The organism is Azospirillum endophyticum (assembly GCF_016595245.1).
Lineage (GTDB): Bacteria > Pseudomonadota > Alphaproteobacteria > Azospirillales > Azospirillaceae > Azospirillum > Azospirillum endophyticum.
Map to the genome: position 1 here is coordinate 509,594 of NZ_JAENHM010000073.1, position 16,556 is coordinate 526,149.

Below are 16,556 nucleotides of genomic sequence, written 5' to 3' on the forward strand. Positions count from 1 at the left end.
AACATGCGGCTCGATAAGCTTATTCTGCCGTTTTCGGTTGCTGCAGTGTGCTTAACGCCAATTTATGGCGCCTATGCCGGCAACGGGAAGACGTTGTTCGTGGAGAGATGCGCGATGTGTCATGGGCCGGATGCGAAAGGCTCCGGTCCGTTGGCGGGCAAAAGCGACCCTCCGACCCCTGATTTGACGACCCCGGCCTTCAAGAAGCGTCTGGCGGACTATCCCGGCGTCATCGTGTCGTCGATCATACTCCGCCCAAACGGGGATTTGATCCCTAGAACATTGAAGGACAATGGCTATCGGCTTCCTCCGCATGCATGGACCGTCAAGGATTTTCGCGATCTGAACGAGTATCTGGGCGGCGTGATCCACAGGTCGAAATAAGGAAAATCCGCTGGGATCGGCGATGCGGCGAACAGGTTGCGGAAGACACCGTAGAGGCTTTTCAGCCGCCGCCTTGGCCATTCTCCCTGTCCGGCCATCGGCCGGATGGTCGTGGAGACGGTAAATTCCCTGTCATCCGTGATCGCATCGGTCGGTTCGGCGTGACGGAAGGCCGAAGCACCGCTATATAGACGGAATCGTCCCCGCCCGTTCTGGCGGGTGGCGACGCATTGGAGTCCGTGCATGTCCCGTTTCCTGCGCCTCGGCGTGAACATCGACCATGTGGCGACCGTCCGCAACGCGCGCGGCGGGACGCATCCCGATCCCGTGCGCGCCGCGAAGCTTGCCATCGAGGCCGGGGCCGACGGGATCACCGCCCATCTGCGCGAGGACCGCCGCCACATCGTCGATCGCGACATCGAACGGCTGATGGCCGAAATCGACCGTCCGCTGAATTTCGAGATGGCGGCGACCGACGAGATGCTGGACATCGCCCTGCGCCACAAGCCGCATGCCGCCTGCCTCGTCCCCGAAAAGCGCACCGAGGTGACGACCGAGGGTGGGCTGGACGTGATCGGCCAGTACGACCATCTGATCCGTCCGGTCGGCGACCTGGGCGCCGCCGGCATCCGTGTCTCGCTGTTCATCGATCCGGAGCCGGCGCAGCTCGACGCCGCCAAGCGCCTCGGCGCTCCCGTGGTGGAACTGCACACCGGCGCCTATTGCGATGCCCACAGCCCGGCGGAGCGTGAGGCGGAACTGGCCCGCATCGTCCGCGCCGCCGCCCATGCCGAGGCGATCGGGCTGGAATGCCATGCCGGCCACGGCCTGAGCTATGACACCGTCGGTCCCGTAGCGGCCATTCCGACCATCGTCGAACTGAACATCGGCCATTTTCTGATCGGCGAGGCGATCTTCGTCGGTCTGACCAACTCCATCGCCCGCATGCGCAAGGCGATGGACACGGCGCGGGCCGCCGCATCCCAGGCCGGAACGGGCTCCGTATCCCAGGCCGGAACGGCCTCCGCATGATGATGTCCGGCACCATCCTCGGCATCGGCAACGACCTGATCGATATCCGGCGGGTCGAGAAATCGCTGGAGCGCTTCGGGCAGCGTTTCATCGACCGCATCTTCACCGATGTCGAACAGGCCAAGTCCGAACGCCGCGCCAGCTCGGCCGCGAAGAACGATGCGCGCGCCTCGACCTATGCCAAGCGTTTCGCCGCCAAGGAGGCCTGCTCCAAGGCGCTCGGCACCGGTTTTCGCGACGGAGTGTTCTGGCGCGACATGGGTGTGGTGAACCTGCCGTCCGGTCAGCCCACCATGCGCCTGACCGGCGGGGCGCTGGCCCGGCTGGAGGCGATCACGCCGGCCGGCATGCGTGCCCGCATCCATGTGACGCTGACCGACGAATACCCGATGGCCGAGGCCTTCGTCGTCATCAGCGCCGAACCGATCGAGTCCGCCCCCGCCCAGCCCGGCTTTACCGAGCCCGCAATGCCCACCAAGACGGCGAACCCAGAATGACCTTTCAGAAAGAAACGGCGTCCAACGCCAAGACCAAGGAATCCGGGTTCGTGGAAACCATCAAGACGGTGATCTTCGCCGTACTGATCGCCTTCGGCGTGCGGACCTTCGCCTTCGAGCCGTTCAACATCCCGTCGGGCTCGATGATCCCGACGCTGTTGATCGGCGACTATCTGTTCGTGTCGAAATTCAGCTACGGCTACAGCAAATACACGGTCGGCTTCGGCCTGCCGCTGTTTGAAGGCCGCATCCTCGGCTCCATGCCGGAGCGGGGCGACGTGGCGGTGTTCAAGCTGCCGCGCGACAACAAGACCGACTACATCAAGCGGGTGATCGGCCTGCCGGGCGATACCGTCCAGATGATCGGCGGCATCCTGCACATCAACGGCCAGCCGGTGAAGCGGGAGCGGATCGAGGACTACGTGACGACCGACTCGCTGGGGCGGAGCATCCGCACCGCGCAGTTCATCGAAACGCTGCCCAACGGCCGCACCCACCGCATCATCGAGGAGTCGGACAACGGCCCGCTCGACAACACGCCGGTGTTCAAGGTCCCCGAGGGCCATCTGTTCATGATGGGCGACAACCGCGACAACTCGCTGGACAGCCGCGTGCCGTCGCAGGTCGGGTTCGTTCCCATCGAGAACATGGTCGGCCGTGCCGAATTCCTGTTCTTCTCGCTCGACGAGGGCACGCGCTTCTACGAGATCTGGCGCTGGCCGGTCGATCTGCGCTTCAGCCGCCTGTTCAACGGAGTCCGGTAAGTGTCCACCGTCACCATGGCGCCCGCCGATGCGGGTGCCGGCTCGGAAGCCGAGGCCGACGGCGCCCTCCGGTCGGCGGACGTTGCGGGTCTCGCGCGTGCGCTGGGCTACGAGTTTTCCAACCCGTCGCTCCTGCAAGACGCCGTCACCCATCCCAGCCTGATGGGGCTGGAGCGCGCCGGCCGCAAGTCGCACAACGGGCCGGGCATCGCCTATGAGCGGCTCGAGTTCCTGGGCGACCGCGTCGTCGGGCTGGTGGTCGCGCAATGGCTGCTGGAACGCTATCCCAACGAGCGCGAGGGCGCGCTCGCCAAGCGGCATGCCGCCCTGGTGCGCCGGGAATCGCTGGGCCGCGTCGCCGATACCGTCGGGCTGGGCGCCTATCTGCGTCTGTCGCCGGCGGAGGCGCTGAGCGGCGGTCGCGAGAACCGGACCATCCTGGGCGACGCCTGCGAGGCGGTACTGGGGGCGATGTATCTTGACGGCGGGCTGGAGCCGGTCACGCGCTTCGTCCGGCAGGCGCTGGCGGGCGAGATCGACAAGGCGACCCCGCCGCCGCTGGACAGCAAGACGACGCTGCAGGAATGGGCGCAGGGGCGCGGCAAGCCGCTGCCCCGCTATGAACTGATCGAACGCAGCGGCCCGGCGCACGAGTCGCTGTTCGTGGTTGCGGTGCATGTCGCGGGCATGGATCCGGTCTCCGGCTCCGGCTCGTCGAAGCGCATCGCGGAAAAGAAGGCGGCGAGCGCGTTGCTGCGCCAGGTAGGAGTGCAAGTCGATGACTGACGGTCGCGACGACATCGACAAGAACAAGATCCAGCCCGGTTCCGAAGCTGCGGAACCTTCACCGGAATCCGTAAAGGATGACGAGGCGCTCGACCATGAGGACGGCGACTTCGAGGGTGAGGACGCCGGAGAGGGCGCCGTCGACGACGAAGACGGCGAATACGAGGACGGCGATTACGAGGACGAGGAGTTCGACGGCGAGGATGCCCCGCGCGGGCAGCCGCTGCCGCTTCTGCCGCCCTTGCCGCCGCTGTCGGCGATGCCCGAGCACCCGCGCTGCGGCTTCATCGCCCTGGTCGGGGCGCCGAATGCCGGCAAGTCGACGCTGCTGAACGCGATGATCGGCAGCAAGGTGTCGATCGTCAGCCCGAAGGTCCAGACCACCCGCACCCGCGTGCTGGGGATCACCATCCAGGGCGACGCCCAGATGATCTTCGTCGACACCCCCGGCATCTTCAAGCCGAAGCGTCGGCTGGACCGCGCCATGGTCGCGGCGGCCTGGCAGGGGGCGGAGGACGCCGACGTCATCGGCGTGCTGTACGACGTGTCGCGCCGCTCCATCGACGAGGACACCCGCAGCATCGTCGCCCGGCTGAAGGAGCAGGGGCGCGAGGCGATCCTGATCCTGAACAAGATCGATCTGGTGAAGCGCGACGTCCTGCTGGGCATCGCCGACGCCTTCCGGCAGGAAGGGATCTTCTCCGACATCTTCATGGTGTCGGCCTTCACCGAGGACGGCGTCGCCGATCTGAAGCAGTTCCTGGCCGACCGGCTGCCGGACGGGCCGTGGCATTTCCCGGAGGACCAGATCTCCGACATGCCGATGCGCCTGCTGGCGGCGGAGATCACCCGCGAGAAGCTGTTCCTCCAGCTTCACCAGGAGCTTCCCTATTCCGCCACGGTCGAGACCGAGGTGTGGGAGGAGTTCGAGGACGGGTCGGTCAAGATCTCGCAGGTCATCTTCGTGCAGCGCGAAAGCCAGAAGGCCATCGTGCTGGGCAAGGGTGGCCAGCGGATCAAGGCGCTGGGCTCCGCCGCGCGTTCCGAACTGCAGGGCATGCTCGAACGCCGCGTCCACCTGATCCTGTTCGTGAAGGTGCGCGAAGGCTGGGTCGACGATCCCGAACGCTACTCGGCCTGGGGTCTGGATTTCGGGGCGTCCTAAAGATTCAGGGCGCTGGTACGGCCGCGACTGCGGCCGCGCGGGCACATGCCCGCGGAAGCGGGCCGCCCGGCGTCTGAGGGGCCGGAAAGTGCCGACCAAAGGTCGGAACTTTCCGGCATTGGTATTAAAGACAAAGGCCCTCTCCGGTGGAGAGGGCCTTTTGTTTGGTGTGTTTGGTGTGTTTGGTGTGGTCCCTACGGCCTCAGGCTGCCAGCAGGCGCAGATGGCCGTCGAAATCGTCGAGTGCGCGCATCAGGTCCATCATTGCCTGGTCGGCCTGGGCGCGGGCGAAGGGCCACGCGTCGTCGTCGGCCAGATGCGCGGCCTCGATGCGGGCGATGGCACGGTTGTTCAGGCCGCGGAGACGGTCGAGCGTGCGTTCCCACGTCTCTCGCCGGTTGCTGTCCGCGCGCTCCACCATGGACCGCAGGGTTTCCATGCGATCGGTCGCGCGCAGCACGAGGTCGCGGCTCAGCGTGTCGAAGGCTTGCCGATTGCGGCGGCTCATGAAGTGTCCTCCTGTGATCCTCAACCTTTTTAGACCTCTCGGCCGGTCGGCAGGATAGCGCCGCGCCGATACTGCGAAAACGCACCGGAAGCGCAGGCGGCACAGCCCGTTTGGGAGATGCCGTCATGTCTTTGCGGTGCGACAGAGCAGTTGCGGGATATCCGTCCGAATCCAAATTCCGCCGGGTTGGCCCGATCCAAAAGGACAAGGCAAACCCGGTGGCCGAGGAAGTCTTCCCGGTTGGATTGCGTTTCCTCCAGGGCCGGTTTCATCCGGCCCGTTGACGTTTTTATACGCCGTCTTTTTGACGGCGTTCTTTTGTTTTGGTGACGCTTTTGTGCCGGATCGGCCGGTCCCGGTCAATCCGCCCAAAAATCATAGACGGCGCGCAATCTGTCGCAGCCGAAAGGTGGGGGTGCAGAGCCGGTATCGAAGCGGAAAGTCGGAAGTGGTAGACCTTTGTATAAAGTCCTCACTCTGCCGCGATTGCATAGGCGGGGACGGCCTCGGCATTCGCCGGTTCCGGCATAGCCGTGCCACAGCAGGGGACTGCTGCCGGCGCCACCGCGATGGCGGCGATCGTGGTGTTCGCGGCTGCCTGCTGGGCCAGGACGGCCCGATGCTCGCTGGCCATGCTGCGCATGGTCGGGACGCATTTGCCGCATTGAACCTGACAATTGTGATGGCGGAACACCGAGGCCGGGGTCGTGGCGCCTTGGTCCAGCGCGGCCTTGACCTTCTTGTCATTCAACGCGTGGCAGATGCAGACGAACATAAGCCCTCGGCGACGGTCGGTTGCGGAATGATGTCCCGGGTCCAGCAATAGCTGAGAGTGAGAATCGTTGTCAACGTCCCTATTGCGAACGGATCGCATATGGGGGGTGCCGGGACGCTTTGTCACATCCTCCTTCGCGCAGCGCCGAAAGCGTCGTGCCGCATCCTTGCGCTTGCAATCGCCGGCCGGTGGCGGTAGCCCCTGGGGCATGGACGACAGCACCCCCAAAAACGCTCCCGAAGACGCCCCCGAAGCCACCGGCCAGACCGCTCCCGGCGCGGTGGTCACCCCGCTCGGCCAGACGGTGTATCTGGCGGCCGACGGCTTCCTCGACGATCTGGTGGCGGAGCTGGGGGAGGTCGCCTCGGTCGACGGCCGGCTGGTCTTCGTCGATGGACCGGCGCGGCCTGCCGCCTGGGCGCAGAACATCTGGTACGACCCGGTGCGTATCGAGTTCGCCTCGATCAAGAGCGGTGCGAAGGCCTTGCGCGGGATCCAGCGCAATTGGGCGCTGTGGTCGCAGCGGCATCACCGCCGCGCCGCCCTGATCCAGGAAAACCTGCCGCATGTCTCGGCCAAGCCGGTGATCTTCCCGTCGCCGCTGCCGACGGCGCCGCTGGGCTCGTGGACGCTGGCGGACGAGTCCACCATCATCGCCGCCGCGCGCTGTTCCAGCCCTTTCCGCAACGGCGAGGTGACCTTCGTCGAGAACCGCACGGCCCCGCCCAACCGCGCCTATCTGAAGCTGTGGGAAGCGCTGACCCTGTTCGGCGAGCAGCCGGGGCCGGGCGACCGTTGCCTCGACCTCGGTGCCTGTCCGGGCGGCTGGACCTGGGTGCTGCATGAGTTGGGGGCGTCGGTGGTCAGCGTCGACAAGGCGCCGCTCGACCCCGCGATCGCCGCGTTGCCACGGGTGGAAATCCGCCAGGAAAGCGCTTTCGGCCTGAAGCCGGCGACGGTCGGTCCGGTCGACTGGCTGTGTTGCGACGTGATCTGCTATCCGACCCGGCTCCTGCGGCTGGTGAAGGAGTGGATGGACAGCGGGCTGGCCAAGCGCTTCGTCTGCACGCTGAAATTCCAGGCCGAGACCGACCATGAGACCGCCCGCGCCTTCGCCGAGATCCCCGGCGGCCGGGTGCTCCACCTGCACCACAACAAGCACGAGCTGACCTGGATCTGGCCGGCAAGGTGAGCACCGGAACGGGCGTAGGCGCTCAGGCCAGAGCCCGCCCCTCGGCATAGCCGTAGCTGACGTAATGCTGCTTTGCCCCGGCCAGGCTGCCGCCGACGGCGGCGTTGACGTCGGGATTGGCGGCCAGATAGGCGGCGGCGTTGAAGGTGGTGAAGGAACGCCCTTCGAAGCGGCCGTGGACGATGTAGTGAAGCTCCACCGCCTCGCGGTCGCTGCCGAAGGCGGCGATCAGGTCGCGGTTGCTGGCCTCGTAGGACAGCGTGTCGAACAGGGTCGAGTTGCGGCCCTCGCGATAGCCGTTGGTGATGAAATGGCCGGTCGCGGCGCCGACGTCGCTGCCGAAGGCGTTCAGCAAATCGCCGTAGCCGGCCAGATAGTTGTAGGGATCGAAGCCGGTCAGGCTGCGGCCCTCGTAGATGCCGAAGCCGACGAGATGCTGAGTGGCCGCGGTCTTGTCGGTGCCGAAGGCGGCGATCAGGTCCGCGTTCGACGCCGTGTAGCGCAGCGCGTCGAAGCTGCCGGACACCATGGCCGGCAGGGCGGTGCCGCCGTCGGAAAACCGCAGGTACTCGATGTTGGTCAGCAGGTCGTTGCCGTCGGCGCCGCTGACGACATAGCGGCCGGCGTCCATCTGCTGGACGCGGTATTGTGCCCGGCGGCCGCTGAACACCGCGGTGTCGGTGCCGGCACCGCCATCCAGGACATTGCCCAAGCCGTTGACCGCGAAGCTGTCGTCGCCGTTGCCGCCCGTCGCCAGTTGCATCGTCGTGCCGTAGGCCAGCGCCAGGAAGACGGTGCCGCCGGCGCTGCTGAACTGGCCATCGCGGAGGTCGAGCGACAGGGATGCGGTCTGGGCCCCGCCATTGAGGCTGTTGTGCCCGTTGGGGTCCCACAGCGTGGTGAACCTGCCGGTGTCGAGCGTGTAGCCGGTGTCGCCGGGGGCCGCGGACATGTTGGCGCCGTAGAGATACTGGATCGCCGCGATGTCGTAGAGGCTGGGGCCGGTCAGGTAGCTGCCCGACGGCAGCGCGTCGTTCGCGTTGTAGGACATGATGCTGTAGGCGTAATTGTCCGTCGTCGCGGGCAGATAGGGGCCCTCCGTCCCCTCGCCGGACCCGGCATTGTAGTTGCCGGGATGCTTGAGGCCCAAGGCATGGCCGATCTCGTGGATGACCGTCATGTAGCTGTAGCCGCCCGCCGTCGGGTTGGCGTTGGCGGCGCTGTCGTTGGCCAGGAACACCTGGCCGCCCTGGATTGCGGTGGATGGATAATAGGCATAGGCCGCCGACTGGCCGTTCTGCCGGTTGGTTCCGAAGGCGACCGCAGCTCCTGCGGCGTCGGAGGTTTCGACGAAGGTGACGTTGGCGACGGCGCTCCAGGCCGCCAGCGCCCGCCGGACGGCGGCGCGCTGCTCGGTGTTCATCGCCGCGAAGCCGGATGCGTCGGCGGCGGAGACCTGCCGGGCGGTGGTCAGGAAGCCGTAGCTGACGGTCGCGGAGCCGCCGACGGAGCCGCCGTCCAGCACCGTGCCGGCGTTGCCCCAATGCGGCGTCCCGCTGGCGAGCAGGGCGGAGACGGTGTCGGGCGGCGCGGACTGGCTCATCGGAACGGGACTCTCGGAGGCGGTTGGGGCGGCACCCGGACGGAGGCCGGGCCGAAGGCTGGCGAAGGGCGGGCGAACCAGGCTTTGCCGGTCAGGCACGGCGCAGGGCCAGCTCGATCGACGGCCGTAGCATCGAGGCGGCGGCATGGCCGATCTCCACCGCTTCCGCGGCGCGATCGAATTCCAGGATGCCGATATGGGCCAGCCGCGGTGCGATCAGGACGTCCGGCGGTTCGCCTGCGAGGCGGGAGCGGGTGATGCGGTCCTGCATGATGTCGATCGAGCCCGCCATAACCTCCAGCGCGTTGGGGACATGCTTGTGGGCGTGGGCGTCTTCGATCTGGTCGGCCAGGAAGCGGGTGCGCCGGCTGGGCTTGCGGCCGAGCCAGGTGGAGATTTGGCTGGTCAGGTGCGACAGGGCGGGGGAGCCGGCGTCGCCGCCGGCGACCACCGGTTCCGGCACCGGCTGTGCCACCCTGGCCGCCACCGCCACCTTGCCGTTGGCACGGCCGTTCGGACGGCCGAGCGGCGACAGTTCGCTGTTCAGGTTGACCGCCACCACCACGTCGGCTCCCAGCGCCCGGCAAAGCGAGACCGGCACCGGGTTGACCAGCGCGCCGTCGACCAGCAAGTGATGTTCGCGCCGGACCGCGGGGAACAGGCCGGGCATGGCGGCCGACGCCAGCACCGCCGACATCAGCGGCCCGTCGCGCAGCCACATCTCGCGCCCGGTCGACAGGTCGGTGGCCACCGTGGCGAAGGGCAGGGGCAAATCCTCGATCAGGACATTGCTGCGCTCGTTGTCGAAGCGCCCGAACGCCTTCTCCGCGGCGACCAGGCCGCCGCGGCGGAAGGTGAGGTCGATGATGCCCAGCATGCCGAGCCAGCCCATCTTCTGCGCCCAGGACTGAAGCTCGTCCATCTGGTCGGTCAGATAAGCGGCACCCACGGCGGCACCGATCGACGTGCCGCAGATGACGTCGGGCTTGATCCCGATCTCTTCCAGCGCGCGCAGGACGCCGATATGCGCCCAGCCCCTCGCCGCTCCGCTGCCCAGCGCCAGACCGATCTTCAGGTCGGTTGCCTTCGCCATCCGCTACCCCCGTCAGCGCCCCCGTCCCGGCGGCTTGATCTAGAGCTTATCATCTAGGCATCGACGGTCGGTATCGGAAGCTGCCGGAAGAGGCACGCCGCCGGAGCATGGTCCATCGCCGCCCGCGAAATGGGAAATGCCGACAATTCGACCGATCTTTGACATGGATCAGAGTTCGCCGGGCCGCGACTGTGGCATTTCTGTGCCAGTGCGCCGGTAAGAACGTCACGCCGGTGGATTTTAACCATGCGTCAACTGGACCCGGTACAATTTCGTTGCGTTGCAGTGTAGCTCTCGAACACCGGAAGGTTTGTCATGGCCGACGAACTGAAAAGCTTCAGAAGGGATTGGAAACGCTGGTCGCAGACGGAACGGCTGATTGCCGTCACCGTGCTGGCCCTGATCGCGCTTCTGGGTGCGCCGGCCGCCGCCGGGCTGTTCTGATCACCGACCCGCTCTCCTCGGTCGTGTGGGCCACAGTGTGGCGTGCCGGCAACTTCGGCGCCTCGATCGGCGTCAAGCCAGGCTTCGGAGCGGGGCGTCTTTACGGGCTCTTAACCCTCGCGCCATAGGCTTGCATGGCTCGGACAGTTCCTGGGACGGTTGGGCGCCACGAGCGGCCGGAGCGTTGAACCTCCGCCGCAGCGGCACCGACGGGCGCTCGCTGGAGAGCGCGGACCGGGGAGGTTCCGGCTCATTCCGCCAAGGCCTTGCCCCTCTCGCTGGACACGCCCGATGACCTTCTCCGCCCAATCCGCCGTGACGGAACAGAAGTTCCTGAGACAGCGCCTCGACACCGCCTTCGCGGAAGCCGCACAGCCGCTGTCGCGCGACGAAGTGACGGACATCGTCCGCAACATCCTGGGCAGCATGGACGGCGACATCTCCGCCACCGACCTGCGCCTGTACAAGGAGGTCGTGGACCTCGCCAAATACATCGAGACGGCCAAGCAGGAGATCGCGGCGCTCCAGCCGGCCGAAATCCGCGACGAACATATCCGCACCGCCACCGACGAGCTGGATGCGGTGATCGGCGCGACGGAGAAGGCGACCTTCGCCATCTTCGACGCCTGCGACGCCATCGGCGCCATCGCCGGCCAGACGGATGCGGATGCTTCGGCGAAGCTGAACGACCAGATCACCAAGATCTACGAGGCCTGTAACTTCCAGGACATCACCGGCCAGCGCATCGGCAAGGTCGTGCGGACGCTGAAGCACATCGAATCGAAGGTCGACATGATCGTCGCCGCCTTCGGCAGCGAGGTGCGGCAGAACCACGCCCCGCGCCTCGCCAAGCTGGCGGCCGAGGATGCGGAGGCGGCCGTCCATTTCGAACCGATGAGCGCGGAGGAGGCGGACCAGCAGCTTCTGCACGGGCCGCAACTGCCGGGCAACGCCATGGACCAGGACGAGATCGACCGTCTGTTGGCCAGCTTCGACTGACGCCATGCTGCCCGGCACCCCCATCGGCCGGCCGACCGGCGGCCAGTCGGCCCAAGGCGGCGGATATGCCGGTGCGGCAGGCGCCGGGCTCCCGCCGCTGCGGATCGGGCGCGCCGGCGGTGCGGTCGAGCATGCGAATCCGAACAACGGCAGCATCCTGCTTCTGCTGTCGCTGTTCCTGCTGCTCCTGGTCTTCTTCATCGTGCTGAACGCCAATTCGGTGCAGACGGTGCAGAAGGTGAAGGCGGTTTCCGCCTCGTTGGAGCGGACCTTTCCCAGCTTCATCATCGACCCGCGCCTGCGCGACGGGTCCGAACCGGTGGCCTCGCGCGCCGGGACCGTCTTCGCCGTGCAGCGGCTGCAGGACGTCGGCACGCTGTTCGCCACCGCGGTCGCGGTTTCCAAGGTGGAGGTGGTCGCCCCCGGTCAGCTGCTGGAGGTGCGGCTGCCGGCCGACGACCTGTTCGTTCCCGGCACCATGACCCTGCGGCCGGACCGCCAGGGGCTGATCGACCGCATCGCCGATGCCCTGCGCCAGTCGCGCCAGGGCGAGCGGGTGGAACTGGACGCGCTTCTCGGCATCGGACCGACGGGAACGCCCAGCCAGCCGCCTGGGCCGGTCGCCCGGGCCGGCGTGCTGGCCCGCGCGCTGGTTGCGGACGGTGCGCCGGGCGGCAACGTCACCGTCGGGATCGAGCGCGGCGAACCCGGCGGGGTGCGCCTGCTGTTCTCCCTGCGCTGGGACGACGAGGGGGCGGCACGTCCGGTCGCGAAGCCGCCGGTGCCGGCACCGGTTCCCGCACCGGGGCCGACCAGGACCGAGGTGCGGAAATGATCCGCATTCCCGGCATCGCCGCGAGGGCAGGGGGGCTGGCAGGGGCCGCGGGGGCGGATGATCGCGCCGGCCATCGCAAGACGCTGTGGCTGATCAGCTTCACCGACCTGATCTCCTTGATGCTCGCCTTCTTCGTGCTGATGTATTCGATGAGCGAGCCGGAGGCGGAGCGCTGGACCCGGCTGGCGAAAGGCGTGGCCGAGACGATCCCCGCCGCACGCTCGACGGCCGTCACTCCCTCCGACCGGCCGGCCGACCCCGGTGCCGCGTTCAACGCCATGGCGGTGGAGGCCCGGGCGGCGATCGACCTGCATTATCTGGCCGCCTTGCTGGGAAGCCAGCTGCGCTCGAATGCGGAGCTGGCGGTGGTCGATGTCCGGCGCGAGGATGACCGTGTCGTCATCCGCCTGCCCGGTGAGCGGATGTTCGATCCGAGCGGCGCCGCCTTTACCGACGAGGGGCGGCGGGTGTTGTTCCTGTTGGGGGCCGTCATCGGCCGCATCGGCAACCGGATCGAGCTGGTCGGCCATGCCGAGCATGAGGACTCGGCCGGCGGCGTTGCCTGGGAACGGGCGCTGACCCGGGCAGTCGCCGTCTCGGCCGCCCTGCGCGAGACCGGCTATCGCCGTGATCTGGTGGCGCGGGCGGTGATGCTGCCGGTGGACGGGGCCGGGATGGCCGGCGGCGGGCGTCTGCCGGTGGACATCGTGGTGCGAGAGGAAGGAGCGGATTGAGGTGACGGACCGGTCGGCTTACCGAAGGAAGCGCTGGCTGCGCGGCTGTGCCGCCGCGGTGGCGCTGCTCGCCGTGCCGACCCTGCTGTCTCCCGGTCTCCTCGTCGCTGCGGCCGAGGCGGCCAGCGTGCCGGTGCGCGGCGGCACCCACAAGGATTTCGGCCGGCTGGTCTTCGATTGGCCGGGCAAGGTCGATTACACCGCGTCGGTCGACGGCGACCGGCTGGTCGTCGCCTTCACCGAACCCATCGACGCTCCGCTGGACCGGCTGGTGCGGGCGCTGCCCGACTATCTGGCCGACGGCCGGGTGGAGGCGGACGGCAAGACCGTCTCGTTCGACCTGAAGCGCCCCGTCTCGCTCAAGAGCTTCCGCAACGGCAACGCCGTCGCCATCGACCTATCGCCCGCGGCGAAGGCGGAGAACGTCAAGCCGGAGGCCGCCAAAGCCGAAGCGGCGAAACCCGACATGGTGAAGGCCGAAGCGGCGAGGCCGGTGCCCTCCTCCGGTCGGCTGCGGGTGCAGGGTGCCGACCAGCCTGACCAGAGCCGCCTGACCTTCGATTGGGCGTCGCCGGTCGGCTACAAGGTCACGCGCGACGGTGCCGCGGTGACGGTCGCCTTCGATAAGGGCGGCACCGCCGATCTTGTGCCTCTCGCCAAGACGCCGTTGCGCAACATCCGGAACATCGAGTCCTACCGCCAGCCCGACGGCTCGCTGGCCGTCACCCTCGCCGTTCCACAGGATGCGGAGGTGACCGACAGCGCGTCGGGCAAGTCGATGGTGCTCGCCGTCGGCAATCCCGGATCCCGCGCCGGCCTGCCCCGAGACGAGGCGGCTCCGCCTGCCGCGGGCCAGCCCGTGTCCGGGTCCCAGGGAACCGATGCGGGGCAGGGCGGCCAGGGAACCAGCCGGCCGGCACCGGCGAAGGAAGCCGTCAGGGACGGTGGCAAGGATGCCCCGACGATGGCGTCCGCGACCTCCGGCCGTTCGGCCATCGCGGCGAATGCCGCAGCACCGACGACGGCGAATGCCGCAGCACCGACGACGGCGAATGCCGCAGCACCGACGACGGCGAATGCCGCAGCACCGGCGGCGGCGAATGCCGCCCCCCCGAAAATGGCCGGAACCGCGGCCTCTTCCCCTGCCGAGGCCAAGGCGGCCTCCGTGCCGCCGGCCGATGCGAAGGCCCAGCCGGCGGCTGGTCCGAAGGGGCCGGTGCTGACCTTCGATACCGGCGGTCCGGCTTCCATCGCCGTCTATCCGCGGGCAGGCCAGCTCTATGTCGTGTTCGACCGGCCGATGCCCATCGGCGCCGGCAAGCTCAGCGGTCCCGGTGCCGAGCTGATGGGCGCGGTGGAGCCGGTGCCGGCGACCGGCGGCAGCGTGTTCCGCACCAAGATCGGCCCGATGGTGTGGCCGACGGTGGAGCGGCAGGGCACCACATGGCGCATCCTGTCTTCCGCCCGTCCCGCTAACATGGCCAGCGCCGGCGACCTCCGGGTCGAGCCGGACCCCGACTTCCTGCTCGGCGCCCGGCTGCTGGTGCGCGCCCCCGATGCGGCCAACATCGTTCAATTCGCCGATCCCGACGTCGGCGATCGCATCCAGGTTGTTCCGCTGCCCAGCCCGGGGCAGGGCATACCCGAACCCCACCGCTATCCGGATCTGGAGGTCATGCCGTCCTACCAGGGGGTGGTGGTGAGGCCGATCTCCGACAATGTGACGGTGCGGGCGATCAAGGAGGGGGTGGAGCTGACCACTGCCGGCGGCCTGCACATCTCGCCGGCCGCCGATGCCGGCAATCCGGTGGCGGTGCCGCCTCCTGCTTCCATGCCCGCCCCGCAGCCGGTTCCGCCGCAACTGGCCGCCGCGCCCGTTTCGGCCCAGCCCCCGGCCGGCGGCGCGTCCGCCGCCATGGAGCCGCCGAAGGCCCCGGCAGCCTCCCAACCCCCTGCGGCGCAGGGTCGCCGCCTGTTCAACCTGCCGGCCTGGAAGCACGGTGACCTCGACCATTTCACCGAAGCCCGTCAGGACCTTCAACTCGCCGTCGTCAATGCGCCGGAATCCGAGCGGCCCAAGGCCCAGCTCGACCTCGCGCGCTTCTATTTCGCCAACGGGTTCGGACAGGAGACGCTCGGCCTGCTGGACGTGCTGCAGCAGAACCAGCCCGACCTGGAGGGCTGGCCGGAATTCCGCGCGCTGCGCGGCGCCGCCCGCGTCCTGACCGGCGATCAGGACGGTGCGGAGGCCGACCTGTCGGTGCCTACCCTGGCCGGCAATCCGGAAGCCAATTTGTGGCGCGCCGCGATCGCCGCCGACCGCCGCGACTGGCCCAAGGCGATGGCCGGCTTCAAGGCGTCGGGATCGATCCTGAACAGCTATCCGGACCCGATGCTCGGGAAGCTCGGCCTGCGGGCGGCGGAGGCGGCGCTGGAGACGCGCGACACCGCCACCGCCAAGCGGCTGTTCGACCGGGTGATCGAACATGGCAGCCCGGATCAGGAGGAAAATCCGCAGACGCAATATCTGCGCGGCCTGCTCTATGCCCAGACCGGCGAGATCGACCAGGCGCGGGAGCAGTTGACCGCCGCCTACAACAGCTACGACCGGCTCTACCGGGCCAAGGCCGGGCTGGCCCTGACCAATCTGGAGCTGTCGGAAGGCAAGATGTCGCCGACCGCCGCGGCGGAGCAGCTGGCCGGCCTGACCTTCACCTGGCGCGGCGATGACCTGGAGATGCAGATCCGCTCGCGCATGGGCGAAGTGCTGATCGCCGGCGGCGAATATGCCAAGGGCTTCAACACGATGAAGGAAACGGCGGCACTGGTCGCCGACACGCCGCGGGCCGAGGCGATCACCAAGGAGATGTCGCGCATCTTCGCCGACCTGTTCAAGGACGGGGCGCAGCGCCTGCCGACGCTCGATGCCATGCAGCTCTACGACCAGTTCCGCGAGCTGACTCCGGTGGGCGAGGCCGGCGACGAGATCATCCGGCAGCTGGCGGAACGGTTGATCTCCATCGACCTGCTGAACCGCGCCGCCGACCTGCTGCAGCATCAGGTGGAATACCGCCTGTCCGGGCTGGACAAGGCGCGGGTCGGCACGCGGCTGGCGTCGGTGCGCCTGCTCGACAACAAGCCGGAAGACGCGTTGAAGGCGCTGGAGCTGTCCAACGTCGCCGGGCTGCCAGCCGATCTGGCGGCGGAGCGGCGGCTGATGCAGGCCAAGGCGCTGGCGGAGCTGAACCGCGGCGACGAGGCGATGCAGCTCCTGGCCCAGGACGACAGCAGCAACGCCAACCTGCTGCGCGTCGACATCGCGTGGAAGGGGCAGAAATGGGATGCCGCGGCGCTGGCGCTGAACAAGGTGATCGGGCCGGCGCCGGCGCCGGGCAAGCCGCTCGACCCCAACATGTCGCAGCTGGTGCTCAACCGGGCCGTCGCGCTGGCGCTGGCCGGCGATGGCAACGGGCTGAACCTGCTGAAGAAGGACTTCGAAGGGCCGATGAAGGGCGGGCCGAACGAGGACGCCTTCCGCATCCTCACCCGCCCGGAACAGGCCATGGGCCTGATCGACGTCGGCACCATCCGCTCCCGCGTCGCGGAAGTGGATATGTTCAAGAAGTTTCTGAAGGAATATCGCGGCGGCAAGCAGCCGGCGGAAAAGCCGACCTCCTGACGCGATCCTCCTGAAGGCGGCGGGACGCCTTGCGGGGGCCCATCGCGGTGCCCCGCCGCCCGCTCC

At 68.1% G+C, this 16,556-nt stretch carries 16 protein-coding genes; 12 read left to right on the forward strand and 4 right to left on the reverse strand.

All coding sequences use genetic code 11. From position 1 onward, the window contains the following. Positions 1-3 precede the first annotated feature (3 nt). From JHL17_RS29300 to era, 6 genes are all read left to right on the forward strand, one after another. Complete coding sequence (locus JHL17_RS29300) at positions 4-384, forward strand: c-type cytochrome (RefSeq protein ID WP_200198154.1); 381 nt, start codon at positions 4-6, stop codon at positions 382-384. Positions 385-627: 243 nt separating this feature from the next. After that, positions 628-1,416 (forward strand): pyridoxine 5'-phosphate synthase, encoded by a 789-nt coding sequence (locus JHL17_RS29305; RefSeq protein WP_200198155.1) that lies wholly within the window; start codon positions 628-630, stop codon positions 1,414-1,416. After that, positions 1,413-1,913, forward strand: a complete 501-nt coding sequence (acpS, locus tag JHL17_RS29310; RefSeq protein WP_200198156.1) for a holo-ACP synthase — start codon at positions 1,413-1,415, stop codon at positions 1,911-1,913. Before JHL17_RS29305 ends, acpS begins: the two co-directional genes overlap by 4 nt. Beyond that, complete coding sequence (gene lepB, locus JHL17_RS29315) at positions 1,910-2,677, forward strand: signal peptidase I (RefSeq protein WP_200198157.1); 768 nt, start codon at positions 1,910-1,912, stop codon at positions 2,675-2,677. The genes acpS and lepB overlap by 4 nt, the downstream gene beginning before the upstream one ends. Further along, positions 2,678-3,463, forward strand: a complete 786-nt coding sequence (gene rnc, locus JHL17_RS29320; protein WP_200198158.1) for a ribonuclease III — start codon at positions 2,678-2,680, stop codon at positions 3,461-3,463. 259 nt (positions 3,464-3,722) lie between these two features. Then, positions 3,723-4,628 carry a GTPase Era gene (gene era / locus JHL17_RS29325; protein WP_200198504.1) on the forward strand — a complete coding sequence of 302 codons (906 nt, stop codon included), beginning with the start codon at positions 3,723-3,725 and terminating at the stop codon, positions 4,626-4,628. Between the two features lie 202 nt (positions 4,629-4,830). Here era and JHL17_RS29330 read toward each other — a convergent pair whose 3' ends face one another. Both JHL17_RS29330 and JHL17_RS29335 read right to left on the reverse strand, forming a co-directional pair. Beyond that, positions 4,831-5,136 carry a hypothetical protein gene (locus tag JHL17_RS29330; protein WP_200198159.1) on the reverse strand — a complete coding sequence of 102 codons (306 nt, stop codon included), beginning with the start codon at positions 5,134-5,136 and terminating at the stop codon, positions 4,831-4,833. A gap of 472 nt (positions 5,137-5,608) precedes the next feature. Continuing rightward, complete coding sequence (locus JHL17_RS29335) at positions 5,609-5,911, reverse strand: (2Fe-2S)-binding protein (protein ID WP_200198160.1); 303 nt, start codon at positions 5,909-5,911, stop codon at positions 5,609-5,611. A 208-nt stretch (positions 5,912-6,119) separates the two neighbouring features. Between JHL17_RS29335 and JHL17_RS29340 the strand changes: the two genes are divergently transcribed. Next, positions 6,120-7,103, forward strand: coding sequence for an SAM-dependent methyltransferase (locus tag JHL17_RS29340; protein WP_247893881.1), 984 nt, complete (start codon positions 6,120-6,122; stop codon positions 7,101-7,103). Positions 7,104-7,125: 22 nt separating this feature from the next. On the opposite strand, the gene JHL17_RS29345 is transcribed toward JHL17_RS29340, so the two are convergent. Beyond that, a complete protein-coding gene (locus JHL17_RS29345) occupies positions 7,126-8,706 on the reverse strand; it encodes a matrixin family metalloprotease (protein ID WP_200198161.1) in 1,581 nt (526 codons plus the stop codon). A 91-nt stretch (positions 8,707-8,797) separates the two neighbouring features. Next, positions 8,798-9,799, reverse strand: coding sequence for a patatin-like phospholipase family protein (locus tag JHL17_RS37765; protein WP_200198162.1), 1,002 nt, complete (start codon positions 9,797-9,799; stop codon positions 8,798-8,800). A gap of 315 nt (positions 9,800-10,114) precedes the next feature. On the opposite strand from JHL17_RS37765, the gene JHL17_RS37770 reads away from it, so the two are divergent. From JHL17_RS37770 to JHL17_RS29370, 5 genes are all read left to right on the forward strand, one after another. Further along, positions 10,115-10,243 carry a hypothetical protein gene (locus tag JHL17_RS37770; protein WP_282189375.1) on the forward strand — a complete coding sequence of 43 codons (129 nt, stop codon included), beginning with the start codon at positions 10,115-10,117 and terminating at the stop codon, positions 10,241-10,243. A gap of 291 nt (positions 10,244-10,534) precedes the next feature. Then, positions 10,535-11,242, forward strand: coding sequence for a protein phosphatase CheZ (locus tag JHL17_RS29355; RefSeq protein WP_200198163.1), 708 nt, complete (start codon positions 10,535-10,537; stop codon positions 11,240-11,242). A gap of 4 nt (positions 11,243-11,246) precedes the next feature. Beyond that, positions 11,247-12,077 carry a hypothetical protein gene (locus JHL17_RS29360; RefSeq protein ID WP_200198164.1) on the forward strand — a complete coding sequence of 277 codons (831 nt, stop codon included), beginning with the start codon at positions 11,247-11,249 and terminating at the stop codon, positions 12,075-12,077. Further along, positions 12,074-12,811 (forward strand): OmpA/MotB family protein, encoded by a 738-nt coding sequence (locus JHL17_RS29365; RefSeq protein ID WP_200198165.1) that lies wholly within the window; start codon positions 12,074-12,076, stop codon positions 12,809-12,811. The genes JHL17_RS29360 and JHL17_RS29365 overlap by 4 nt, the downstream gene beginning before the upstream one ends. Before the next feature lies 1 nt (position 12,812). Beyond that, positions 12,813-16,490, forward strand: a complete 3,678-nt coding sequence (locus tag JHL17_RS29370) for a tetratricopeptide repeat protein (RefSeq protein WP_200198166.1) — start codon at positions 12,813-12,815, stop codon at positions 16,488-16,490. Positions 16,491-16,556: the final 66 nt, after the last annotated feature.